Annotated in this window: 19 protein-coding genes; 9 read left to right on the top strand and 10 right to left on the bottom strand. The window is 58.6% G+C overall.

Annotation, left to right across the window (positions count from 1 at the left end; all coding sequences use genetic code 11):
• The first annotated feature begins 84 nt into the window (after nt 1–84).
• Nucleotides 85–2,736: a sensor histidine kinase gene (locus BLU48_RS16990; RefSeq protein WP_057022159.1), complete on the top strand. Its 2,652-nt coding sequence runs from the start codon at nt 85–87 to the stop codon at nt 2,734–2,736.
• A gap of 46 nt (nt 2,737–2,782) precedes the next feature.
• The gene (locus BLU48_RS16985) at nt 2,783–3,472 is read left to right on the top strand and encodes a response regulator (protein WP_057022160.1); all 690 of its coding nucleotides are present in this window, start codon (nt 2,783–2,785) and stop codon (nt 3,470–3,472) included.
• Nucleotides 3,473–3,609: 137 nt separating this feature from the next.
• On the opposite strand, the gene BLU48_RS16980 is transcribed toward BLU48_RS16985, so the two are convergent.
• Nucleotides 3,610–4,647, bottom strand: a complete 1,038-nt coding sequence (locus BLU48_RS16980) for a patatin-like phospholipase family protein (RefSeq protein WP_057022161.1) — start codon at nt 4,645–4,647, stop codon at nt 3,610–3,612.
• 216 nt (nt 4,648–4,863) lie between these two features.
• Here BLU48_RS16980 and BLU48_RS16975 point away from each other — a divergent pair, with 216 nt between their 5' ends.
• The 3 genes from BLU48_RS16975 to BLU48_RS16965 all read left to right on the top strand — a co-directional run bounded on the left by BLU48_RS16975 (nt 4,864) and on the right by BLU48_RS16965 (nt 6,833).
• Entirely contained in the window at nt 4,864–5,142 is a 279-nt protein-coding gene (locus BLU48_RS16975; RefSeq protein WP_012722962.1) for a hypothetical protein, read from the top strand.
• A 41-nt stretch (nt 5,143–5,183) separates the two neighbouring features.
• Complete coding sequence (locus BLU48_RS16970; protein WP_057022162.1) at nt 5,184–5,945, top strand: CHAD domain-containing protein; 762 nt, start codon at nt 5,184–5,186, stop codon at nt 5,943–5,945.
• A 90-nt stretch (nt 5,946–6,035) separates the two neighbouring features.
• Entirely contained in the window at nt 6,036–6,833 is a 798-nt protein-coding gene (locus BLU48_RS16965; RefSeq protein WP_056846423.1) for an acyl-CoA thioesterase, read from the top strand.
• 3 nt (nt 6,834–6,836) lie between these two features.
• Here the strand turns inward: BLU48_RS16965 and BLU48_RS16960 are convergent, their stop codons facing one another.
• The 6 genes from BLU48_RS16960 to BLU48_RS16935 form a co-directional block, all read right to left on the bottom strand.
• Nucleotides 6,837–7,199, bottom strand: coding sequence for an Mpo1-like protein (locus BLU48_RS16960; RefSeq protein ID WP_057022163.1), 363 nt, complete (start codon nt 7,197–7,199; stop codon nt 6,837–6,839).
• Between the two features lie 122 nt (nt 7,200–7,321).
• Nucleotides 7,322–7,747, bottom strand: coding sequence for an Imm50 family immunity protein (locus BLU48_RS16955; protein WP_057022164.1), 426 nt, complete (start codon nt 7,745–7,747; stop codon nt 7,322–7,324).
• A gap of 110 nt (nt 7,748–7,857) precedes the next feature.
• The gene (locus tag BLU48_RS32330; RefSeq protein ID WP_057022165.1) at nt 7,858–8,490 is read right to left on the bottom strand and encodes a hypothetical protein; all 633 of its coding nucleotides are present in this window, start codon (nt 8,488–8,490) and stop codon (nt 7,858–7,860) included.
• Nucleotides 8,490–13,184, bottom strand: a complete 4,695-nt coding sequence (locus BLU48_RS16945) for an RHS repeat-associated core domain-containing protein (protein WP_082636621.1) — start codon at nt 13,182–13,184, stop codon at nt 8,490–8,492. The genes BLU48_RS32330 and BLU48_RS16945 overlap by 1 nt, the downstream gene beginning before the upstream one ends.
• A 198-nt stretch (nt 13,185–13,382) precedes the next feature.
• Nucleotides 13,383–14,864, bottom strand: coding sequence for a methyl-accepting chemotaxis protein (locus BLU48_RS16940; RefSeq protein ID WP_057022241.1), 1,482 nt, complete (start codon nt 14,862–14,864; stop codon nt 13,383–13,385).
• Nucleotides 14,865–14,959: 95 nt separating this feature from the next.
• Nucleotides 14,960–15,766 (bottom strand): TatD family hydrolase, encoded by an 807-nt coding sequence (locus tag BLU48_RS16935; protein WP_057022166.1) that lies wholly within the window; start codon nt 15,764–15,766, stop codon nt 14,960–14,962.
• Between the two features lie 236 nt (nt 15,767–16,002).
• Between BLU48_RS16935 and BLU48_RS16930 the strand changes: the two genes are divergently transcribed.
• From BLU48_RS16930 to BLU48_RS16920, 3 genes are all read left to right on the top strand, one after another.
• A complete protein-coding gene (locus BLU48_RS16930) occupies nt 16,003–17,424 on the top strand; it encodes an MltF family protein (RefSeq protein WP_057022167.1) in 1,422 nt (473 codons plus the stop codon).
• Nucleotides 17,425–17,528: 104 nt separating this feature from the next.
• The gene (locus BLU48_RS16925) at nt 17,529–17,963 is read left to right on the top strand and encodes a DoxX family protein (RefSeq protein ID WP_057022168.1); all 435 of its coding nucleotides are present in this window, start codon (nt 17,529–17,531) and stop codon (nt 17,961–17,963) included.
• A gap of 259 nt (nt 17,964–18,222) precedes the next feature.
• Nucleotides 18,223–18,531 carry a hypothetical protein gene (locus tag BLU48_RS16920; RefSeq protein WP_057022169.1) on the top strand — a complete coding sequence of 103 codons (309 nt, stop codon included), beginning with the start codon at nt 18,223–18,225 and terminating at the stop codon, nt 18,529–18,531.
• A 4-nt stretch (nt 18,532–18,535) separates the two neighbouring features.
• Here the strand turns inward: BLU48_RS16920 and BLU48_RS16915 are convergent, their stop codons facing one another.
• Genes BLU48_RS16915 through BLU48_RS16905 form a run of 3 tightly spaced genes read right to left on the bottom strand, consistent with a single transcriptional unit; the run spans nt 18,536 to nt 21,939 of the window.
• Nucleotides 18,536–20,275 (bottom strand): Gldg family protein, encoded by a 1,740-nt coding sequence (locus tag BLU48_RS16915; RefSeq protein WP_057022170.1) that lies wholly within the window; start codon nt 20,273–20,275, stop codon nt 18,536–18,538.
• A 15-nt stretch (nt 20,276–20,290) separates the two neighbouring features.
• Entirely contained in the window at nt 20,291–21,016 is a 726-nt protein-coding gene (locus BLU48_RS16910) for an ABC-2 transporter permease (RefSeq protein ID WP_057022171.1), read from the bottom strand.
• A complete protein-coding gene (locus tag BLU48_RS16905; protein ID WP_057022172.1) occupies nt 21,013–21,939 on the bottom strand; it encodes an ABC transporter ATP-binding protein in 927 nt (308 codons plus the stop codon). Before BLU48_RS16905 ends, BLU48_RS16910 begins: the two co-directional genes overlap by 4 nt.
• A 242-nt stretch (nt 21,940–22,181) precedes the next feature.
• Here BLU48_RS16905 and BLU48_RS16900 point away from each other — a divergent pair, with 242 nt between their 5' ends.
• Nucleotides 22,182–23,261 carry a hypothetical protein gene (locus BLU48_RS16900; RefSeq protein WP_057022242.1) on the top strand — a complete coding sequence of 360 codons (1,080 nt, stop codon included), beginning with the start codon at nt 22,182–22,184 and terminating at the stop codon, nt 23,259–23,261.
• Nucleotides 23,262–23,358 lie beyond the last annotated feature (97 nt).

The following is a 23,358-nucleotide window of genomic DNA, read 5'->3' as shown; positions in this document are numbered from 1 at the left end:
TTGCTGATACACCGCTATCGGGAGCAAGCCCCCTCCCACAGTTGATCTTCATTGACCTGAAAATACCTGCCTGAAGGAACCCGCATGAGCGACTCCGGCCGCGCCGACGCCCTGTTAGCCGATCTGCCCCGTAACGGCCGTGGCCGGCTCAAAGTCTTCCTCGGCGCCGCGCCCGGCGTGGGCAAGACCTACGCCATGCTCCAGGCGGCCCACACCCAGATGCGCCAAGGCGTAAGCCTGATTGCCGGTGTGGTCGAAACCCACGGCCGCGCCGAGACCGAAGCCTTGCTCAGCGGCCTGCCGCAGCAACCGCTGTTACGAAGCGAGTACCGTGGCGTAATGCTTGAAGAAATGGACCTCGACGGCCTGCTCGCCGCCAAGCCCAAACTGGTGCTGGTGGACGAACTGGCCCACAGCAATGCCCCCGGCAGCCGTCATGAAAAGCGCTGGCAAGACATTCAGGAACTGCTCGCCGCCGGCATCAACGTGTTCACTACGGTCAACGTCCAGCACCTGGAAAGCCTCAATGACCAGGTGCGTGGCATCACCGGCGTGCAAGTACGTGAAACCCTGCCTGACTGGGTGCTGCAAGAGGCTGACGAACTGCTGCTGATCGACCTGCCATCCCGCGAGTTGCTGGAGCGCCTGCGTGACGGCAAGGTGTACGTACCGGAGCAGGCGCGCGCGGCCATCGATGCGTTTTTTACCCAGACCAACCTCATGGCCCTGCGCGAGCTGGCCATGCAAACCGCCGCCGCCCACGTCGATGACGACCTGGCCCAGGGCTACCGTCAACTTGGCCAGGCCGCGCCGGCAGTCCGCGGGCGTTTGCTGGTCGGTGTAGATGGCGATGCACAAGCCGAACGCCTGGTGCGTCATGCCAGCCGGGTGGCCCAGCGTCGGCATTTGCCCTGGAGTCTGGTGCATGTCGATAACGGCCGGGCGCGGGACGAGCAATCGCGCCTGCGCCTGCAGAACGCCCAGCAACTGGCGGAGCGGTTGGGCGGGGAAGTGGTATTGCTGCGTGCCGGGGAAGTGGCCAAGACGCTGATTCAGCATGCTGCCGAACGCCGCGCCAGCTTGTTGCTGGTGGGGCAGTCGCGCATGCGCTGGCGGCGGCGCTTGTTCGGTGGCGGTTTGGCGGCGCGCCTGTTGCGCAATGCCAGAGGCTTGGAAATCAACGTCCTCGACCGCGATGACATGCCTGCACCGCCGCGCCTGCCCGATGTGCGCGGGTTGGTGTGGTTCGATTACGCCTTGGCCGTGGTTGCCACGGTGGTCGCTACTGCTGTGGCCTGGGCCGTATCCAGCCTATTGCCTCTGCCGAATATCTCGCTGGTGTTTCTCGCTGCCGTGCTGCTGGTGGCGGTGCGCAGCAGCCTGGGGCCGTCCCTGATGTGCGCGGCACTGTCGTTCATGACTTACGACTTTCTGTTTATCCCGCCAAACTTTTCCTTCGCCATCCAGCGCGAAGAGGATGTGCTGACCCTGTTGTTCTTCCTGCTGATGGCGGCCTTGACCGGTAACCTTGCGGCACGTCAGCGGCGCCAGTTGCAGGCGTTGCGCGATACTCAGGAGGAAACCAGCGAGCTGCTCGACCTGTCGCGCAAGCTCACCGCCGCCACCGATCGCCAGGCGGTGATCAGTGCCGCTGCCCATCATCTGCAAGGTTGGAGCGACCTTGACCTGTGCCTGGTCAATCGCGACGGCCAAGGCGGCTGGAAGGTCGAGACCGGTGGCCCGTTGACCCTCAGCGAAGCCGAGCGCGCTGCCGCCGATTGGGCCTGGCAGCATGACCAGCCCGCGGGCATGGGCACCGGCACCTTGCCGTTTGGGCGTTGGTGGTGGTGGCCGCTGTCGGGTGAAGAGGGGCCGTTGGGCTTGCTCGGTGTCAGTGCCAAGCCGGGCCTGGAGTTGAGTGGCCAGCGCCGGCGTTTGCTTACCGCATTGAGCCAGCCGCTGGCCCAGGCGCTGGCGCGGGCGCAGTTGGGGCAGGAGTTGGAATCGGCGCGCCTGCACGGGGAAACCGAACAACTGCGCAGCGCTTTGCTTGCTTCAGTGTCCCATGATTTGCGCACGCCGTTGACCTCCATGCGCGGCAGCATCGACAGCCTGCTGGCCCTCGGTGAGGCCATTCCCCTGGAGGATCGCCGCGAGTTGCTCGAGGGTACCCGTGACGAAGCCGAGCGTCTGGATCGTTATATCCAGAACCTGCTGGACATGACGCGCCTGGGCCACGGCGCGCTGAAACTGGCGCGCGATTGGGTGTCGCCCGGCGATATCGTCGGCAGCGCCCTCGCACGCCTGCGCGCGGTGCTGGCACCCTTGCAGGTGCATACCGATGTGCCGCCGGAACTGCCGTTGTTGTATGTGCATGCAGCGTTGATCGAACAGGCATTGGTCAATGTGCTGGAGAACGCCGCACGTTTTTCGCCACCCCAGGGTCGCTTGCAGTTGAGCGCGGGCGTGGCCGACCACCAGCTGTTTTTTGCCGTGGCCGATGAGGGCCCGGGGATTCCCGAGGATGAGCGTACGAAGATCTTCGACATGTTCTACACCGCTGCCCGCGGCGACCGGGGCGGGCAGGGCACCGGCCTCGGCCTGGCGATCTGCCAGGGCATGATCGGCGCGCATGGCGGGCATATCAGCGTGGCCGATGGCATTGAAGGTCGGGGTACCTGCATCACGTTGTTTCTGCCGCTACAATCTCAACCTGGCTTGGACACTGACCTCTGAATGGCTCCGGAATGGGGTGATTTTTTAACGGATTTTGACGGACACCATGAGCCAGACCGCGACGATTCTCGTCATTGATGACGAACCGCAGATCCGCAAATTCCTGCGTATCAGCCTGGCCTCCCAGGGCTATAAGGTGATCGAGGCCGGCACCGGCAACGAAGGCCTGGCCCAGGCGGCCCTGAGCAAACCGGACTTGCTGGTGCTCGACCTGGGCTTGCCAGACATGGACGGCCAGCAAGTGCTGCGCGAGTTTCGCGAGTGGTCGACAGTGCCGGTGCTGGTGCTGTCGGTACGCGCCAGCGAAGGTCAGAAGGTCGAGGCCCTTGACGGTGGCGCCAATGACTATGTGACCAAGCCCTTCGGCATCCAGGAATTTCTCGCCCGTGTGCGTGCGTTGTTGCGCCAGGCGCCGGCGGGAGATGCCCAGGAAGCCGCCTTGAATTTTGGCCCGCTGACGGTGGACCTGGCCTATCGCCGCGTGCTGCTGGACGGTGCCGAAGTGGCGCTGACCCGCAAGGAATATGCGGTGCTCGCGCAACTGGCACGTCATCCTGGGCGAGTGATTACCCAACAGCAGTTGCTCAAGGACATCTGGGGGCCGACCCATACCGAGGACAGCCACTACCTGCGTATCGTGGTGGGGCACCTGCGCCAGAAACTCGCGGATGACCCGACCCAGCCACGGTTTATCGTGACTGAGGCGGGGGTGGGGTACCGACTGCTGGGTACTTGAGTTCACCGCTGCCTGAACAGGCCTCATCGGGGGCAAGTCGAGTCGTCGCACCGCCCCTCCCACATTTCGATCTGTGAATACATTCAAAGTGTGGGAGGGGCTTGCCCCCGATGAGGCCATCAACAACACCCAGAATTTCAGGGCTGCTCACTCTCATACCGATCCAGCGTATCCCTGGCAATCTCCCGCCCCAGGGCGATCAGCTCCGGCGCCTTGTAGAACTCGAAAAATCGACACACCCGCTTCGGCACGTTGATCAGGATATCGGGCGGATACCCGGCGATCTTGTATTGCGCCAATGACGTCTGCATCACCTCGAAACTCTGGTTGATCAGGTCCAGCAGCGACGCAGGCCCGACGTTATCGATGATGAACGAACCCGTCGCCGACTTCGGTGCGCCGGCTTTCTCCGGCGCGGCGGCGGGTTGCTGGGATTCGGGTTCGGCTGACTCCAACCATGGGTTGATCTCCGCTGCCTGGGCCTGCAAGGCCTCCTGCTCGAGCTTCATCAACTGCTCGGCTTGCTTGCGGCGAAACGGCAGGTGCGAACCCAGCGATTGCGCCAGGCTGTTGAAGCGGCTCTTGAACGCTGGCGGACGTGGGATCACCGGTAGCTGGTAATGCTTCTGGTTGGTGGCATTGAGGTTGACCGCGATGATCAAGTCGCAGTGGCTCGACACCACCGGCACGATGGGCAACGGGTTGAGCAGGCCACCGTCCACCAGCATGCGGTTGCCTTGCATCACCGGGGTGAACAGGCTGGGGATCGCTGCCGATGCGCGCATGGCCTGGTGCAGGCAGCCCTCCTGGAACCAGATTTCCTGCTGGTTGGTAAGGTCGGTGGCAACGGCGGTGTAGGGGATGCGCAGTTCTTCGATATTGATCTCGCCGACGATCTTGCGGATTTGCCCGAATACTTTCTCACCGCGTATTGCGCCCAGGCGAAAGCTCACATCCACCAGGCGCAGCACGTCGAGGTAGTCCAGGCTTTCGATCCAGTTGCGGTACTCGTCGAGCTTGCCGGCGGCGTAGATTCCACCTACCACGGCGCCCATGGAACAGCCGGCGATACAGGCGATGTCATAGCCGCGTCGTTCGATTTCTTCGATCACCCCGATATGGGCGTAGCCCCTGGCTCCCCCGGAGCCCAGCACTAAGGCAACACGTTTTTTCATGACCAGATCCTTCGAAAAACAGGTGCCCACAATGCACCCATCGGGGGGGCGCCTTCAATCTTCGGTTGGGCCTGCGATATTTTTCGAGGATAACCCTTGTGCTCGGGTATGCTCTGGCAATAGGTACTACCGATTTCAGGCTAGGGACAAGGCACTTTTTCCTGTGGGCAACGTCTACAGGCTACGAATGATTTTGCTTATTTTGAGGTGTCATCAATGAAAGCCTGGATGTGTGTGCCTGTGATCGTGCTGGCTTTGGCCGGTTGTGCCGGCAAAACTGCCTACCGCGACAGCTGCGGCTCGCAATTGGACGCCGCCTGGAAAGAACTCGACCTGGCCAAGGCTGAAGGTTTCGCCGGCACCGTCAGTTATTCCAAGGCCCTGTCGCTGTTGACCGGCGCCAAGACCCAGCAGCAATTCGAAGCGTTTGAAGGCTGCTCCAACAAAGCCGAAAAGGCGCGGTTCTATATTCGAGAGTCTCGCGCCGGGCGTTGACCTGTAGCGAGTAGGATTATTCATCGCAAAGTGAGGGCAGGATGTCAGCCTTGGTCAATCAGTTAGTCGCTCAGGTCATTGGCTTGGAAGTAGGGTTACTGAGCTGCCAGGCTCGCCTCGCCGCCGTCACCGACGATGAAGCCCTGCATGATTTGCGCACCACCGTGCGCCGCCTGCGCAGCCTGTTGCGTCCGTTGCGCGGCCTGCCAGGTGTCGAGCAACTCGAGTTGGCCGCCAAGACGGTGGGTCAACTGACCACGCCGCTACGCGACCGAGAGGTCCTGGCGGCGTATTTGCATCAGCACGGATATCACGACGCGGCTGATCGGCGCCTGCGCCTGCAACCTGAGACCTATCGCCAGGTGGCGCAGAGCCCGGAGCTGGCGCATCTGTTGCTGATTCTGGATGCCTTCCCCCGATTTATCCGCGCGGCCCAGCACCAGAAACTGCTCAAGGGCCTGCGCCCGCGCATCGAGAAGCGCCTGGCCAAGCAATGGCAGAAACTCGATGAAGCGCTGAAGGATCCCGAGCATGATCGCCACCGCCTGCGGTTGCTGATCAAGCGCGTGCGTTACGCCGCCGAGGCTTATCCCGAGCTGGACAAGTTGCCTGCCAACGCCATGTCGCGGTTGAAGAAGGCTCAGGGTGCACTGGGTGACTGGCATGACTGCTGGCAATGGCTGGCCCAGGCCGGGCACCAGTCGGATCTGCAACCCTGTGTAGCGGTGTGGCAGCGCACCATGCTCAAGGCGCAAGGTCGCGCTGATCGTGTGCTGGACAAACTCAGCGCTGATTGTTTTTGAAGTGGTCCGGTTTTTGGCCGGAATAGGCGCTGTACCTGCCGGATTCGATGGTTAAGATCCCTCCATCGATTTACTTGATGTGAGGTCGCCATGCGCTTTAGTGATTTGCTCGATGCTGCCCGTAGCAACCCGCTGGATGTCACCATCCCGGCCGAATGGGCCCAGGGCCGTGCCACCTTTGGCGGCCTGGTCGCCGCCCTGCAATATGAGGCCTTGCGCGCCCAAGTGCCGGCGGATCGCCCCCTGCGCTCCCTGGCCATCACCTTTGTCGGCCCGGTAGCGCCGGATGTGCCCGCCAGTTATCAAGTCGAAGTGTTGCGCGAAGGCAAGGCCGTCAGCCAGTTGCTCGGCCGCGTGGTGCAGAACGGCGAAGTGGCGACCCTGGTCCAGGCCAGCTTTGGCGCGTCTCGAGCGTCGGAAATTGACGTGGCGAGCGAAGCGCCGCCGGTATTCAAACATTGGGATGAGTGTCAGGAGTTGCCCTACATTAAGGGCGTCACCCCCGAATTCATGCGCCATCTGGCGATGCGCTGGAGTGTCGGCGGCCTGCCGTTCACCGGTAACAAATCCCGCGACATGGGCGGTTGGGTGCGGTTGCGCGGGGATGTGAAAGAAGAGCCACTGACCGAGGCGCACATCCTCGCCCTGGTCGACGCCTGGCCGCCGGCCCTGCTGCCACACCTGAAAAAGCCTGCGCCAGGCAGCACCCTGACCTGGACCATCGAGTTCATCCAGCCGCTGCAAGACCTGACCACCCTCGATTGGTGCCAATACCACGTCAACATCGAACATGCCCGCGACGGCTACGGCCATGCGGCCGCTGCGCTGTGGAGCCCGACCGGCGAGTTGATCGCCCTCAGTCGCCAGACCGTGGTGGTGTTCGCCTGAGCCTCAGTGCCGGTGGCGCTGCCGCCAGGCGCGCCACCAGCCACCGCTCAACACAAAGCGCGGGAAGGTCACGAACTGCTCGACCACCAGCCGTTGCACCGCGTCTTTACGGTCACTGAACGGCTCACTGGCCTGGGCCTCCAGGCTATGACCATGACGCTGCAACGCCAGGCCCGCCACGATGCCAACCACGCCGACGGCGAAGCTGGCCAGACTCAGGCTGAATACCCCCGAAACGATCAGCAGAAAGCCGACGATAAACAGCGGCACGGCAATCAGGTGCAACGCCAGGTTGGTCGGGTGTTGATGGTTTTGTGGGTAGTGACGCCATTGCCAGGCGGGGAGATTGGGGTAACGTTTGCCCATGATGGTGAATCCTCTGTCCGTTGAAACAACTTGGAAGGAGTGTAGGCTGGGCTGGATAGTGGGGCGAATTAGCCTTTGCTATCGCCCTCATAGTTGCGGTCCCGTAAATAAACTCATCATTTTTATAGGTTATCGTCTGACCAGTTGACATCTCCTGGTTCAGGGCAATTTATATAGACTGACGGTCCAGATAGGGATAGCCATTTAGCCTTGAATTCAACAAGTGCATTTTTCGATTTTGCTGTGAAAAAGAAGTGCTCGCTCGCTTTCATTATTTCTATGGTGAAAATTTCCCTGAGAGGAAGGTTTGTTATTTTTAAGTCGGTGATGTTGGAACAAGACAATCCAATTCTGCATGTGTTGTATCCTTTGTCTTTCCATTTTTCCGGCAGCCGGTCAGGAAAATCTGGTATGTCAAAGCCGATACCAAAATCATTCTGATCATTTTCTATATTTAACGAGTGGATGTAGGCTTTTCCGATTTCAATAGGCTGACTGAACACTTTGTTGAAAAAGATAGAGCCATCAAGGTCATTCCAGTTTTTCATTTTTTAAGATTTTATGTCAATAGATCTGCAGGGGAGTTTCGGTCATTGTCGGGTTAGATTCAAAGACCAGAGGTGCCGTTCTGAGTATTTCTGAAACGTGCCTACTTTTGTCATATGCGTTCAACGCTGTAACCGCTTGCAATGACTGCAAGAACAGTCTCACCATTGCCAGACTTGAAGCAGTAAGTTGTAATTGCCTCATTTGGGTCAATGCACACGTTCTCCTGCGAAAGAGTAGAGGTCTTTTCCTCATGCATATCGCATACTTTACTACCCGCTGAGCTTAATCTATGAAAGGAAATTAATTTGTGGAAGGTAATTAAGAAGGTTTGTTCTTGCTGGTCCGTAAAGACCATTAATAGCTCATCTCGTTTAGCGGTCAGTTGATCGATGACTCCATCCGAAAAAGAGAATTTTCCTGTGTTGGAATGAGTTTTTTCTGTTGAAGCTGGTTTCCAGAATTTCAAGTCTAGTAAATGTCTTTCCATGTCATCCATATCATCGTCGCCGATAGAATCGTCAAAATGATGAGAAATTATCGTGCGAACCCTTGCAAGACGCTTGGTGACCTCGCAGTTGTCGATGAAGTCAGTAGTTATTCTTCTATATTCTTCCACTGCGCCAGGTTTGTCAGCATAAAAGCTGCCCATTTTGTGAAGAGATATCAATATGAATTCAATTTCTTTCAAGGCTTCAAGCGCTTCCTCGCCTGTAAGTATTATTTCTTTGTTTTTCTCTAGCATTACTTTCTTCTCGTGAATGTAGGGTTATTTGTTTCTAAATTCCCTCTTACGGTTAGCTCCATGACGTTATACCTAGGGTTTTTCACCCATTCTAATCTTGATTCAGGTACATCCATCTCAATGTAGTCTCGACCCTTGCCTTTTGCAATTTGGTATTTATCTTGGGCGTCGACAGGACTAAGTACCTTGTTTTTCGCAGGCTCGAGATACACTCTATTGTTATCTTGAGCCAATATCACGCCATCTTTTTCAATTCCTTTCGATCCTTTCCTATTTGTGTAGTGCCTAACCCGAACCGTTTTCTCTGGCGTTGATGCTGGTGCGGGCAGCGTTGGCTCGCCATTGTTAGCTTTCGCGTGTTTTGTCGAATCATCGACACTATGAGTTGGTTTGCAGCCATCCCCGCCAGGACACGAGTTCAACCCCAACGGGTCTATCCAGCCTGTCGGATTTGGCGCGTATCGGTAAGCGTTGACCCCACCCGCCAACTTCACTGGGTCTGGTGTGAGGTAGCGACCAATATCCGGATTGTAGTAGCGATGGCGGTTGTAGTGCAGTCCGCTTTCCTGATCGAAGTACTGCCCCTGAAAACGCAGTGGATTGTCGATCTTGCCTACGTCGAGCCGGGCGATCTGGCCGTAGGCTCGATAGTGGGCGGACCAGACGATTTCGCCTTCGGGCGTGGTGAGTTCCTGCGGTGTGCCGAGGTGGTCGAGCTGGTAGTGGTAGGGCGTTGTGGCTTTTGGGCCGAAGCCTTCCAGCAGTGCCAGGGGGCGGAAGCTGCCGGGCTCGTAGATGTAGCTGCGGTGTCGGTCCGCATGATGCTCGGCAATCAGCTTGTCGCCTTGCCAGAAAAACTCGGTGGTCTTGCCGTCCACGGTCTTGCTGATGCGCCGCCCAAAGGGGTCATAGCGGTAACTGGCGGTTTCGCCGTTGGGCTTCGTCACGCTGATCAGCCGATGCTGGCAGTCGTAACCATATTCAGTGACGAGCTGCTTGCCCTTACCGCGTCGTTCGCGGATGAGGTTGCCGAAGGCGTCGTAGTCGTAGTGACGGTCACCCTGAATCACCAGGCGGTTCGCCGCGACGATGTCCGGGCCGGGGCGGTCTTGCATGAGCAGGTTGCCCGCCGGGTTGTGGGCGAAGCGTTCCTGGACGTCTTGGGAATGGTCGGCGCGGGTCAGGCGGGCGAGGGGGTCGTAGTGGTAGCGGTGTTCGCCTTTGCGCGTGTCGAGCAGGCGGATGAGGTTGCCGGATTTGTCGTAGTCGTACTGGCGCTGGTAGCGGTGGTTTTGTTGTTGGGTGATGGCGTGGGCGTGCAGACGATTCTGGTCGTCGTAGTGGTAGTGGCTGAGGAGCTGGCCTTGTTGGCGTTGGTGTTCGCGGCCGGCACGGAAGAGATGCGATGTGAGCACTTCGTCGTTGAGCTCGACGGTGGCGAGGTGGCCGCCTTTGTCGTGGTTGAAAGTGAGGCGGTTATTGTCCGGCAGGCGCAGGTTTTTCAGCTGGCCGCAGGCGTCGTAGCCGTAGCGCAAGGTGCCCCAGCCTTGGTGCTCGGCGACGAGGCGGTTTTGCTGGTCGTATTCGTAGGCCAGCGCCCAGTGGCCGTCTTCGACGCTGAGAAGGTTGCCTTGGCGGTCGTAGGTGTAATCGACCACGCTGTTATCGGGCAGGGTTTTTCGGACGAGGCGCCCGGCGTGGTCGCGCTCATAACGGGTAGTGAGCTGACTGCCGTCGTCGCCGTATTCGGTCTTTTCCTGCAGGTTGCCGTTGAGGTCGTAGGCGTAGGCGGTGCGCTGGCCGTCGAAGCCGGTTTCCTGTTGGAGCAGGCCGTTGGGGTGATAGGTGAGCTGGTAGGTTTCGCCGACTTCGTTTTCGATCTCGGTGAGCAACAGCCGGGCGTTGTCGTAGCGGTAGTGGACCTGGGTGCCGTCGGCATTGATGCGGCGACTGATCAGGTGCAGGCCGCCTTCGTATTCGTAGCGGGTGACGTGGCCGAGTTCATCGCGCTCGGCGATGATTTTGCCGTAGGGGTTGTAGCTCAATTCCCGGCAAGCGCCGCCGGGCTGGGTCAGTTTCAGCAGACGTCCTACGGCGTCCCATTCATAAAGAGTCTGCGCGCCATGCTCATCCTCACGCGCAACCTGCCGCCCTAGATCGTCATAGCGATAACGCTTGATCCCGCCAGTGGGCAATTGCTCCTCAAGCAACTGCCCACGTTCGTTCCATACCAGCCGATGACAGCTGTGATCGGGATACCAAACCCCGGTCAGTTGCCCACGTTTGTTGTAGCTGTAGTCCGTGACCTGCCCGTCAGGATCGGTCCTGCGCGTAACATCGCCCCGGTCATTACGCTCATATTTCCAGACCGCCTCGCCACGCCTGACAACCCGTACGAAACCGCTGTCATGCTCGTAGGACGTTGGCTCGTCATCCCCCGGAAACAACGCCACCAAGCGTCCGGCTTCGTCGTACTGATAGGCGGTCACCGCCCCCAGCGGATCTTGCTCGACGGTCAGTCGGCCTTTTTTATCGTAGGATTTGAAATGTTGGGCGCCATCCGGATCGATGCGTTGTACCAACCGCGCCCGTTCATCGTGGACATACACTTCCTGGCTACCATCGGCGTTGTGCACGGTGACACGGCCGTCATCCCCCCAGGCATAACGCGTGTCCATCTGCGAAAAACTCGCCCAATGCCGGACGCAACGCGCCGCCTTGCCAGAGCCTTCCCACGCCCAGAAGAAACTCGCCCCACCGGCCAACTGCCGCTCGACAATGACGTGCTGATCGTCGTACCGATAACGCTCGCTTTCCCCGACGGCATTGGTCGCGCAAACCAGTCGTCCGTCTTCGTCATAGGCGTAGGAAACGACGTTCTGCTCGGTCTCCCAGACGTAGGGCCCACGGTCTTTGGCGCGATGAACCTGGTAATCCACCGCGACGATGCGATCCAGCTCATAGCGCAGCAACAGTGAGCGACCAGCGCCGTTATCCAACCGCTCAATTCGCCCGGAATGATCACGGCAAATGCGCAGGCGGTTGTCATACGCATCACTGATCGCCGTCAGCACACCGTCGCGAAAGTGATAGAACCGTGACGCCTGAGCCAGCACCAGTTCATCAGGCGCCGAGCCCAGGTAGATCGCCGCTTCGGCCAGGCTGTTGGTGATCGCCGGTCGAGCAGCCGTGGGCAAGGGCAGGGTAGTCGAGCGATTCTCATGGTCCGTCCACACCACCGAATCGCCCGACACACAAAGCCTGTGCGCCAGCGCATGACTCCAGCCAAACCCCAAACCGCAATCCACATCCACCGCACTGGTGCGATACAGCCGCGCCCACTCAAACGGCAAGATCCCGTCCAGCGCACCATCGGTAAGGGTAAGCAATTCCTCCCCGGTGACCATCGACACCGGGCAGCCGTTGGTGACCGTCTTGTCCGCTGGCGCCGCCGCATCTCCCTTCGGATTGGAAGCCACGGCAGGCGCATCATCCACATGCTCCTGCCGGACCAATACCGTCTGCCGAGTCTTGTTGCGAACCACCGGCACCGAGTTCGAAACCAGCGTGTCGCCGGCCTTCAACGGCACCACCGGCACGGCCTTGACCGGTGTCGCCGAACTGCTAAGCAACACAGGCTTGGCGGCCTCAACATGCGTGTCCAACCGCGGCCCCGCCACCTGCTTGGCCAGCAACTCCAACAGCGCCCGCACCCGCCCGGACTTGACGCCACTCAGCACCTGCGCACCCAGCCGCAGCTGTACGCCAATACCCCGCGTCGCCCAGATCAGCAGCAAATTGATCAACACTTCGCCGGTGATTTCACCCAGCAGCTCGTACATTTCGGGCGGCGGCAGCATCCGTATCCAGGCCACCACCGCTGCCACGTAGATAAACAACAGCGGCTCATCGCTGAGCACCAGCAATCCCTTGGCCAACGTGTCTTTGCCCAGCGCGAGCAGCGCATCCAGCTCGGCCTGGGAGAGGTACTTCAGCAACTTTTCGCTGTTGGATTTGACGTTCGCGAGCAGGTCATACAGCTCGGTGATGTTGTCCCACAGGTTGTAGAGCGCCTTGCCGAGCCCGGTAGCAAAGGCCATGCCCTGCATACCACTGCGTTGATAGGCTGGCGCTTTGACAAAGTCGGCCCATTGAAGCTGGAAATGCTCGTCCCACTGTTTACGCAGATCAGCTTCCAACCCGGCAATCACTGACGTGTAGGAGGCATACAGCGCCTTGACGTGATCCTTGGAGACATTGGGGTAAAAGGTAATTTGGTATTGCTGGTCGCGGGTACAGTCGTTGACTTCGAGGATGCCGCTGGGGCCGATGGTCCGATGAAGCGGCGCGCCGACTGGGCTGCCATCTCGAGCCAGGGCTTGCAGTTCCACTTGGGTGTTGCCGATGGGTACAAACCGGGTACTTTCAAACAGATGCACCAGGGTCAACCCACCCTGGGCTTTGCATTGAGCGACGGTACGGCTGGGTTTATCGGAAGAAGCCGGCGCGACCAGTGCGACGTCTTCCCCAACCTTGAACACCTGCTCCACAGTCAGTGCCGAGCCACTCAACAGGCTGGCGGCCCACTCATCGAAGGTGTTCAGGCAGGTGCGAAAATCGGCTAAAACGCGACTGACGTCCGGGGCCTTGGGATCCATGGGCGCCAGCACAAAGCCAGCGATCACCGGAATCAAGAGCCAGTCCTGTCAACCAGGACTGTAACGAAAAAAAACATCTGCAATCCCTCGCACTGTTTGATCAGGCGAGGGACTTTGCAGGGGTTCTTAGGTAAAAGAAGTCGGCGTTATTCGCGGGGGTGGCGAGGAAGTTTCGCCTTAACTTCAGGTAAACCGAGACTTGGCGGTAGGAATCGGATTACAGGTGAAAAAGGCTTACAGCTTCAGTTGCCCAATCGCCTTGCTCAACTCCCCAGCCAATGTCGCCAGTTCGTTGCTGGTAGTCGCCGACGCCACGGTCTGCTGGACGGTGTTTTCGGTCACATCGCGAATGCTTACCACGGCGCGGTTCATCTCTTCGGCGACGTGGCTTTGCTGCTCGGCGGCCACGGCAATCTGGGTGTTGCTCTCGCGCATCTGTGCCACGGCACCGGTGATTTCAGCCAGTGCGGCGCCGGCTTCCAGGGCTTGTTGCACACAGTCGTCAGCCTTGAATGAGCTTTCCTGCATGAAGTCCACCGCATCGCGGGTGCCGGCCTGCAGCGCCGAGACCATGCGGGTGATTTCGTCGGTGGAGTTTTGCACGCGCTTGGCCAGGCTACGCACCTCGTCGGCGACCACTGCAAACCCTCGGCCCATATCTCCGGCGCGGGCGGCTTCGATGGCGGCGTTGAGGGCGAGCAGGTTGGTCTGTTCGGCGATGCTGTGGATCACCCCGACCACGCCGTTGATTTTCTGACTGTCTTCGGCGAGTTTCTGGATCATCTCGGCGGTTTGTTGCACGCCAGTGGACAGCCCGGCAATTGAACGCTGTACCCGGGTGACCACGTCCTGGCCGCTGCCGGCTAGGGTATCGGCGGTCTGGGACAAGTCGCGGGTGGCGCCAGCGTGCTGGGCGATATGGTGGACAGTGGCGGTCATCTCATTGATGGCGGTGGCGGCCTGGTCGGTTTCGCTCTGCTGGCCGAGCATGCCGTGCTGTACCTCGTTCATGCTGCTGGCCAAGCGGGCGGCGCCGTCATCCAGTTGCCGGGCGGTGCGTGCCACGGTATTGACCACGCGCTGGTAGCCGGCTTGCATGGCGTTGAACGCACTGGCCATCTGGCCGACTTCATCCTTGCAGGCCAACGGCACGCGAGCCGACAGGTCACCGGTTTTTTCAACGTGCAGCATTACGTCCTTGAGGGTGTTGAGTTGGCTGAGCAGGAAACGAATCAACAGCTGCGAGGCTCCGAGCATGGCCAGCATGAGGATGGCCACGGCGACGGCGTAGTTGGCGAAGCGTTCACTGAACACTTGGCTCAGGCTCGGCGCGTAAGCCAGCACGGCGACGTGTTGACCGTCGGCGCGGCTGATCACCTCGGCGCCTATCAGTGGGTTTTTGCCGAACAACGGCATGTGATTGAGCTCGACCCAACCGCTGGCAGTGCTCAAGTCTGACAGATCAAAGTCGGCCAATTGTGGGCTCTGCCCATGGGCATAGGTTAGCCAATGCTCGCCGGTGGGCAGGACTTTGTCGGCTGGCCACGCGCTGAGCAATCGCCCCTGGGCCTGGGCCGATGCCTGGGACGCATGGCTGCGCGCCTGTTGTTCAAGCTGCACGGCGTACAGCACCAACAGCAGAGTGGTAACGAAGGCGACCGCATTGACGGCCCAGAACTTGTACTTGAGCGAGATATTGCTAATCCAGGCACCCATGAAGGTTTTCTCTGATAGCGGAAACAGCATTGGCAAGGTGCCATTATTGTGCCGCTACTCAGGAGATGAGTTTTGACGTGGGTCAATGGGCCGCATCACTCCACGGCAGGCAAGCCGAAAAAGGCGCGGGCGCAAGCGGTGCTATGGGCTGCCAGGTCTTGCATGGTTTCGTTGCGGTGCAGGGCAACCTCGCGCAATACCTCAGGCAAGTACGCCGGTTCATTGCGGCCATTCTTTGGTTTGGGGCGCAGAGTGCGTGGTAGCAGGTACGGAGCGTCGCTTTCCAACATCAGACGGCCCCGGGGAATTTCCCTGACCAGTGGATGCAGGTGCGTCCCACGGCGCTCATCGCAGATCCAGCCGGTAATGCCAATATGCAGGTCGAGGTCCAGGTAACTGAACAGCGCCGCTTGTTCGCCGGTGAAGCAATGCACCACTGCGGCGGGCAGGTGGTCGCGGTAATCCTTGAGGATCTCCAGCAGGCGTTGGTTGGCGTCGCGTTCGTGGAGAAATACCGGTAGTTTCAGCTCGCTGGCCAGGGCCAGGTGTTCTTCTAGAACTTTTTCCTGCTGTGGGCGAGGGGAGAAATCCCGGTTGAAATCCAGCCCGCATTCACCCACCGCCCGCACCCGGCTTTCACCGAGCAAGCCACGCAGGCGTCGGGCGCTGTCGCCATTCCAATCGCTGGCGGAGTGAGGGTGGATACCGGCAGTACTGAACAGGCGTTGGCCGCTTTCATCGAGCTTTACACACAGCTCCAGCGCCTGTTCGCTGCCCTCGATGCTGGTGCCGGTCAGCACCAATTGCTGCACGTCGGCGGCGTAGGCGCGCTCGAGAACGGCCTGGTGCCTCTCGTCGAAACTGGGGTTGGTCAGGTTGACGCCAATATCAATGAGTTGCATGGTGCTATCTCCGCCTGCGGCCGGAAAGCATATCAGAGCTGTAGATTTATAAGAAAAACCAAGAACTACAACGCGTTATCGCTGTCTTTGAACGTCACAAGCGACATTGTGGTTGGGCTGTTGCCCGTCACTGTGCCGCCGTTGCGCGCCTTGCCAGCGCTTAAAGCGCTCTGTTTCTGACCTCCAGCACTTCGTTATTCGCGAAGACGCTGGCCAGTATTCTTTCCGGAGAGCGGATGATCCGACCCTCGGCGTTGCTTGTGTTGTGCCTGACGTTGCTGCTGCCCATGGCGGCGGTCGCGCGTCTGGACGGGCCGCTGGAAGTGACCAAGCCCGGCAAGGTGCGTGACCTGGCGCAAATTCGTTCCAGTCGCACCCTGCGGGTGTTGGTCAACCAGAGCCGCAACAGTTCCGGTGAAGTGCAGGGCCAGTCCATCGGTGTCGAATACCATCGATTGCGCGCCTTCGAGCAATACCTCAACGGCCATGCTCGCGATGGGCAAGAAATCAACCTCAAGATCATCCCCAAGGCCAAGGACCAATTACTCGGCGCGTTGGCCCGTGGCGAAGGCGACTTGGTGGCTCCCGGTGAGTTGCTGGATGTGAAGGCCGTACACAAGATCAGTGCCAGCGAGCCGATTGCCAGTGGCGTGCCGTTGTGGCTGGTCGGCGTCAAGGGAGAGCGACGGTTCACCCGCTTGGAGCAGTTGTCTGGTCGTACACTGACGCTGACCACTGGCAGTGCGGCGGCGGATGCCATCAGCCAGGTCAATCAGAAACTGGCCCTGCACAAGCGCCCGCCCGTGAAGGTGGAATGGGTCGATCCGAGCCTGGCGGTAGAGGATGTGCTGGAGATGGTCCAGGCCGGGATCTTTCACCTGACTATCGTTGAAAAGCCGATTGCCGAGCGCTGGTCGAAAATCCTGCCCAAGTTGCGCTTTGACAAGCAGGTCGTGATCAGCGAACCGGGCGACGAGTTCTGGTTCGTGCGCCAGGACGCGTCGATGCTGCGTGCCAGCATTGATCGGTTTCTCAAGACCTATCGAACGCCTTCCGACCAGGACGTGGCGTTCCAGCGTATCTATCGACGCCTCTATCAGGTGCGCAATCCGCTTGCGCGCGCCGACCGCCAACGCCTGGAAAAACTGCGCCCGGTCCTGCAAAAACATGCGCGTGAGCAAGGCATGGACTGGTTGAACCTGGCGGCACTGGCGTACAAGGAATCGTCCCTGGACCCGGGCGCCCGCAACAGTGGCGGCCCGACCGGCCTGATGCAGATCACACCTTCGGCGGCGCAGCGGGTAGGGGTGAACAATATCGAGAGTCTCGACAGCAACGTGCAGGCCGGGGCGCGTTACCTGGCGATGATCCGCCGCAAGTTTTTCTCCAGCCCCAAGCTCAACGAGCGCGAGCGCATGGCCTTTGTGCTGGCGGCGTACAATATGGGGCCGGAGCGCGTACAGGGCATGCGCACCGAGGCCAAGCGCCGCGGGCTCAACCCCAACCAGTGGTTCTTCCAGGTTGAACGCATTGCCATGGAGCAGGTTGGAATGGGCGGCGTCAGCTATGTTAATAGCGTCAATAAGTATTACTTGGCGTTCGATCGGGAGCGAGAGTCCCTTGAACCGCCAGCGCCGAAAATTGCCTCGCGCAAATAATCGAATTTATTGATATTGATTAGGCAATTTTTCGGCTTTTATCATTGCTTAAACTGATTAATATAGCGGCCAACCAAACCCCTACCTGGAAAAGGATTTATTACATGAGCCCTATGATTACCCGTCTTCTGTCCACCCGCGCCGGTTACGGCCTGACTATTCTGCGCATTTTCGTCGGCATCATTTTTGCCGCCCACGGTTCGCAAAAGCTGTTCGGCTGGTTTGGCGGCGGTGGCCTGGCCGGTACTGCACAGTGGATGGAAAGCATCGGTCTGGCGCCGGGCACCCTGATGGCGGTGTTGTCGGGCGGTACCGAGTTCTTCGCCGGGCTGGCGTTGATCATCGGCTTGCTTGCGCGTCCTGCGGCACTGGGCTTGACCTTCCTGACCCTGGTGGCGATTTTCTCGGTGCACATCCATAACGGTCTGTTCATGGCCAACAACGGTTATGAGTTCGCGCTGGCCCTGCTCGGCGGCTCGCTGGCTGTGTTGCTGGAAGGCGCCGGTAAGCTCTCGGTCGACCGCGCAATCGCTAACTGATCGCTTCACAAGCTACGGAAAAGGCCCGCATGTGCGGGCCTTTTCATTGCGCAGGATTCTTGACACTGCCCCACCGGCTTCTCTAGGATGCTGCTCATGCGCCGATTTAAACAGCTAATTGCGGGGCGCCACTGGGACTCAATGCAGCCCGACAGAAGTATGATCCCTCACATAGGGAACACTTCGAAATACCGCTAAAGCGCTGGTTCGGTGTTGCCTCTCACCTGCCCGCAGACTTTTGAGGCAGAGACACGACACGATGAATGCACTACGCCCTCTCATACGCCTGGCTCCGATCACCGCAGCCCTGACTCAGCGCAACCCGAAAATACTCCTGGGTGGTAAACACCAGCCAACGCTGCTGCGTTACCTGGACGGCTGGCCACGTCGTAGCGGCCGGCCTTCGGCATTCCTGATTCAGTTTGTCGAAGACGGCGATTCCTTGGCTCGTTTTGCCAATAACAGCTTCGATCTGGCGGTCATCCAGGCGCCCAACGCCGGCGAAGCCGACGAGGTGATCCGTCAGTTGACGCGCATTGCCCGGCAAGGGCTGATCGCTCGTCGCTGAGCGCTCAGCAGGCGGCCGTCATCGCGGCTGTTTGCCGTCGCCGTTGGTATAGAAAAAGCACCCAGGCAGTCAGGCACAACAAGAGTGGCATCGGGGCGACCATCAGCCATTTCAATGTGTGTTCGAATCGATGCAGCGACGCATAGGCCTGGACCTTCAGCGTATGCAACTCAATGGGCAGGCGCAGGCGTTCCTTGTTGAGAGCCTGCAACTGGGTATTGGTGTCCACCGCCTGGGTGCCAAGACTTGTTGCTGGTGGATTCAGCCGTTGCCAGGCGTGTTCGGTGTGCTCAAGTCGTCGCTCCAACTCACCTGCGCTTTGCCGATAAGCCTGTGCGGCGGCTTCGCGCATAGGCTCCAGCCTGTGCAGGGGTTGCGTCATGACGCGGGCTCGAATGCGCCGGAGCGCTTCGGGAGCCGCCAGGTTATCCAGTGTGTTCAATACAAACAGCGCGTTGTTGTTGGGGTGGGCATTGCTGACAGTGTCCGACAGCAGGTCGGTGTCGGCTACGACCACTAGTTGGATGTGTTTCGCCTTTTGCAAGCCGGGCGGCTGCCCCTTTAAACCGTCGGGAAATGCCGAATAGGCGGGCCCTTCAAGGCGAGCGGCGATCACATGGCGCTGCCCCGACGTGGAGGCTTCCTCAACGAGGGCGTCGAACGCCGTCGACGATGCAAACCGCGCCGCGTCCAATAATGAGGACTGTGGTGAACTTTGTAGCAGCGGGGTGAAGACGGTATTGCTCTTTGCGGCACGGGAGAGTGCGCCGCTGCTCGACACGGTCACGGAGTTCAATTTCCAGGTGCTGACATCGTCTGCGGCCATTGCCCGACGTGGAAGTTGGAGCCTCGCCGGGTGCAATACCGTGGGCATCCCAGGGCCAGGCTTGGCCGACGAAGCATACAGGTTGTCCACCAGCAGCTTGTCTGCGGGCATCTGTATGCCCCAAGCGGTGAGCAGTGCATTCAACCGGACATTTGCCGAGCCGGCGTTGGCCCCGATCTCGCTCACAGGGTCGATAAAAACCATCAGTTTGGTGCCCCTCAATACAGATTGTTCAATCGCATACAGAGCCTTCTCCGGTAAGGCATACGGCTGTACCACCATCAATGTGCCTAGCGACGCCGGCACTTGAGTGAGGGTCGGTGCCAGCTCTACCAGATTGAAGTGCGTGCGCATTTGCTCCAATAAGTTTGCGGCAGGTGCAGCCAAGGGCAACCCCGACAACAGGCCGACAGTGGGACGTTCGGGGTACATTAACTTATAGATCAGATGGCTGATTTCATACTCGAGCAACGACTCAGTGTCGGGGTTGAACGTTTCAATGCGTTGTGCGCCTTGGCCGGCACGTGTGCCGATGAGGCCAATGAACCCGCGGGTGTCGTCGAGGCCAAACAAGCTGGCTTTATAGGCATCTTCAGAAAACGGGGCGGGGTTAATGATGTGCAGGCTGATCTTGTTATTGGCCGCTTTTTCGAACGCCTTGAGCAGGTCTTCCACACGCTGGCTATAACGTTTCAATGCATGGCTTTTTTGAGGGACCTTCGAATTGAAATAATATAAGTCCACCGGGCTTTCAAGTGTTGTGAGCAGTTGCCTTGTCGCTGGCGATAAAGTATGGATTTTTTGTTGTGAGAAGTCCCAGCGAATATCCGGTAACTTGGGTAGCCAGACCAAATTGAAGGCCAGGAAAAGCAACAATGTGATGATCAATGTCATGCCGGCACGCAGAGCGGAACGCATCAGTGGCTTTCCTTCTCAGCTGTGTTTGTAATTGAGTGTGATGGTTGTCGCAGAAAGAAAAGCAAGGATCATGCTTATAAAATACAGGCTGTCATGCAGTGTCAGCTTACCGCTGTCCATTGTGCTGAAGCGGAAAATAGGATCAAGGGATATCAAACTGTCGACGACCCAAAGCGGTGCCTGATGTTCAAGTGCGTCCAGTATTGAGGAAAGTCCACTGACGGTCAGCAGCATGCCCAGCGTCAGTAGGAGAATGGCAAGGCGTTGGTGCGCAAGTGCACACACGAAGCAGCCAACGGAAAGATAACTGCCTGCCAATAACCAACTGGCCAGAAATTGTGACGTTATCGCTATGTTATCGGCCATGCCCAAGTAGTTGACGGCGATCACCAATGGGAAATTCAGTAGCAAGGCAATGCCGCATACGACCCAGGCAGCCATGAACTTACCGATCACCCGTTCCACCGTGGTGACGGGTAAAGTGTTCATGGTGTTGGCAAAACTGGTGTCGCGTTCATCTGCCCACAGTTGTGTCGACAAAATGGGTATCAATAGTAGATAGAGCCACGGGTGCAACTCGAAGAAAGCCTGCAAGTCGCTACTGTTACGCTCCATCCAATGGTTGGCATGCAGCCCCAGTGCGGCACACAGCACCAGGAAAACCGCCACACTCAGGTAGGTACTGGGTGAAGAGGCATAGCTGGCGAGTTGGCGTTTGAATACGATGGGCAGCTGTCTCAAGATGAAGCCTCCTGGCTCAGATGATGAACGACATCGTCTAGTCGACCTGGCTCCAGATTCAGTGACGTTATGTTCCAGCCGCGGTGAGCGATGAGCGCGTTGATCGAGGGGAAAATAGAGTGTCCAGGCATGGCCAGGACGGTCACCGTACCCGGTGTATCCCGATCCTCTTCTATTCCCGCAACGCCAGGTATTACCGCCATGGCCAGCAGGTCGAGCGGCGAATCTGCGGCCAGGGTTACGGCCCGGAAATGCCGGGAGCTACGTTGCAATTCCGATAGCGATGCGTCAGCCATCAGCCTGCCATTGGCGATGACCAATGCTCGGGTGCAGATGTCTGCGAGCTCGCCATAATGGCGAGAGGCAATGATGACCGTCATGTCTTCGGTCAGCGACTGGATCAGCCCCCTGAACTTGAGTCGTTGAGCTGGACATAGTCCCTCCGTGGGCTCGTCGAGCAGAAGCACGCTGGGGGAGTGCAGGATGGCCTGGGCAATCGCAACTCTGCGCTTGACGCCAAGAGACAGTAGGTCGACGGGACAATTGAGCACCGGCAGCAGCTCCAGCCGCGCGGCTGCCATACCCACCTGGCTGCGTTTTTCCGCCCCCCTGAAGCCTCGAATGGCAGCAATGAAATTGAGCAGGTTCTTGACGGTCATCTGAGGGTGGCTCAGGCCACCCTGAGGTTGGTAGCCGATCGCCTTTCTTGCTTGAAGTGAGTGGGTCTGGGTATTGAAACCTTGGATATTTATTTGCCCGGAGGTCGGTTTGATCGCACCGGCGATCAAACTCAAGAGTGTTGTCTTGCCCGCGCCGCTCTCGCCAAATACGCCCACACATTCCTGAACCTGGGCGCTGAATGAGAAGTTGCTGATTATTTGTTTTCTGCCCAGGTATCTTGTCAGGTTGCTTATCTCGATCATCTGTTTACCGAATAAGTTTGGCAGGGCGTATGAGGGGGCGCCGGCGGTGTGTAAGTGAGCTTTAAAAAGGGTACGTTCAATGGCTGTGCTTGGGAACGCGATAGAGTATTAATAAGAAGAATCCTACGTTCGGCCCGTTCATGCACTGAAACAATTGTTTTCGTGATGAAGACTTATTAATGCTCGGATGTTTATCTGATGTTTATATAAAGTTTTCTTTTTTGTAATGAGGCCTGATGACCATGATGCTTCTACGTACCCTTGTTCTTGAACGTAATGATGAAGACAAGCCTGTTAACGGCGCGCTGCTGTGTGCGTTTGCTGTCGCCCAAACAGAATCAAACTTTCTTGTGTATAGCCTGGATGAAGAGGCCGAGCCTGGCCACTCCAGGGTCTATATTGCGGAGTTGCGTAAAAAGCTTGAACGCTATTTTCTGGGGGGGGTTGATTCGAAAGAAGACCTGCAGGCAGCGATGCAGGTCTTCAAACAGATCCTGATGCTGGCAGCTGCGACAGGCTCGAAGACCAGCCCGATTGCAGACGCCAAGGTTCCCTTTCATTTCATCGATCTGAAAGGCTGTCGGTTGCCGCCTGCCAGGCCAGAGGATCATCACTCGGTGATCATCAAGAAGGCACTGGTGATGAAGGTGATCACTTTGGGTATGTCGGCCCCGGCGTTGCCTGCGATCGAAAGCAATACGGTGATCGTGCCGTCGATTCGCTTTTCATCGCAAATGGTTGCCCCCCCTCGGAACCCGCGCTCACCGAAGGCCGCGTCGCAGTCTGTGGATGAAGAACCCATTGAAGCGTCGGCCCAAGAGGAATTGGTCCGGGCGGAATTGGCCCAGGAGGAGTTCGCTCTAGAAGAGCCGGCCCAGTCATTGGTGGCCATATCGGAGGTACAGGAAGAGATCAGCATATCGCCTGTCCCATTTGAACAAAACGACACTTCGTTCGAGGCGTACGAACCCGAGCCACCCCAACCGCCTGCTCAACTGGAACACACCTCTTTGCTCGAGATGGACAGCGCGTTGAGCAATCTGGCCAAGGTCGCTCAGGAGCTGACGCAAAAAAAATGTGCAGTCCTCGAGAAGGAAGCGATGCTCGAACAGTGGCAGGCACGTCTTCAGCAGCAGCAAAGCCAATTGGACGAAAAGAGCCGTGAGTTGGAGCTGCGCCATACACAGCTGCAGGACCAAGGGCTTGAGGTCAGCAAGAAGGCCGAAAAACTGGCGATGATGATGTTGCAGCTTTCGGGCATGCGCCAGCGGATGCAGGGTACGCTGCTTGAACTGGACCAGGTCCTGGAGGGGCAGGGGTGAACCAATGAGCCCGTCGGCCTGGATACTTTCCAGGGTTCATTTATCATCACGCCCAGCCAGCCGGCGCCAGGTCATGAGGTCCTGGCGTGTCGGCACC

It is taken from the genome of Pseudomonas synxantha (assembly GCF_900105675.1).
Taxonomy (GTDB): domain Bacteria; phylum Pseudomonadota; class Gammaproteobacteria; order Pseudomonadales; family Pseudomonadaceae; genus Aquipseudomonas; species Aquipseudomonas synxantha.
Note: the sequence above shows the minus strand (reverse complement) of the source record. Positions and strands in the feature narration are given on the sequence as shown.

Coding starts and splice junctions, on each gene's coding strand:
- BLU48_RS16990 (WP_057022159.1), top strand. CDS start 85: ATGAGCGACTCCGGCCGCGCCGACGCCCTGTTAGCCGATCTGCCCCGT.
- BLU48_RS16985 (WP_057022160.1), top strand. CDS start 2,783: ATGAGCCAGACCGCGACGATTCTCGTCATTGATGACGAACCGCAGATC.
- BLU48_RS16980 (WP_057022161.1), bottom strand. CDS start 4,647: ATGAAAAAACGTGTTGCCTTAGTGCTGGGCTCCGGGGGAGCCAGGGGC.
- BLU48_RS16975 (WP_012722962.1), top strand. CDS start 4,864: ATGAAAGCCTGGATGTGTGTGCCTGTGATCGTGCTGGCTTTGGCCGGT.
- BLU48_RS16970 (WP_057022162.1), top strand. CDS start 5,184: ATGTCAGCCTTGGTCAATCAGTTAGTCGCTCAGGTCATTGGCTTGGAA.
- BLU48_RS16965 (WP_056846423.1), top strand. CDS start 6,036: ATGCGCTTTAGTGATTTGCTCGATGCTGCCCGTAGCAACCCGCTGGAT.
- BLU48_RS16960 (WP_057022163.1), bottom strand. CDS start 7,199: ATGGGCAAACGTTACCCCAATCTCCCCGCCTGGCAATGGCGTCACTAC.
- BLU48_RS16955 (WP_057022164.1), bottom strand. CDS start 7,747: ATGAAAAACTGGAATGACCTTGATGGCTCTATCTTTTTCAACAAAGTG.
- BLU48_RS32330 (WP_057022165.1), bottom strand. CDS start 8,490: ATGCTAGAGAAAAACAAAGAAATAATACTTACAGGCGAGGAAGCGCTT.
- BLU48_RS16940 (WP_057022241.1), bottom strand. CDS start 14,864: ATGGGTGCCTGGATTAGCAATATCTCGCTCAAGTACAAGTTCTGGGCC.
- BLU48_RS16935 (WP_057022166.1), bottom strand. CDS start 15,766: ATGCAACTCATTGATATTGGCGTCAACCTGACCAACCCCAGTTTCGAC.
- BLU48_RS16930 (WP_057022167.1), top strand. CDS start 16,003: ATGATCCGACCCTCGGCGTTGCTTGTGTTGTGCCTGACGTTGCTGCTG.
- BLU48_RS16925 (WP_057022168.1), top strand. CDS start 17,529: ATGAGCCCTATGATTACCCGTCTTCTGTCCACCCGCGCCGGTTACGGC.
- BLU48_RS16920 (WP_057022169.1), top strand. CDS start 18,223: ATGAATGCACTACGCCCTCTCATACGCCTGGCTCCGATCACCGCAGCC.
- BLU48_RS16915 (WP_057022170.1), bottom strand. CDS start 20,275: ATGCGTTCCGCTCTGCGTGCCGGCATGACATTGATCATCACATTGTTG.
- BLU48_RS16905 (WP_057022172.1), bottom strand. CDS start 21,939: ATGATCGAGATAAGCAACCTGACAAGATACCTGGGCAGAAAACAAATA.
- BLU48_RS16900 (WP_057022242.1), top strand. CDS start 22,182: ATGATGCTTCTACGTACCCTTGTTCTTGAACGTAATGATGAAGACAAG.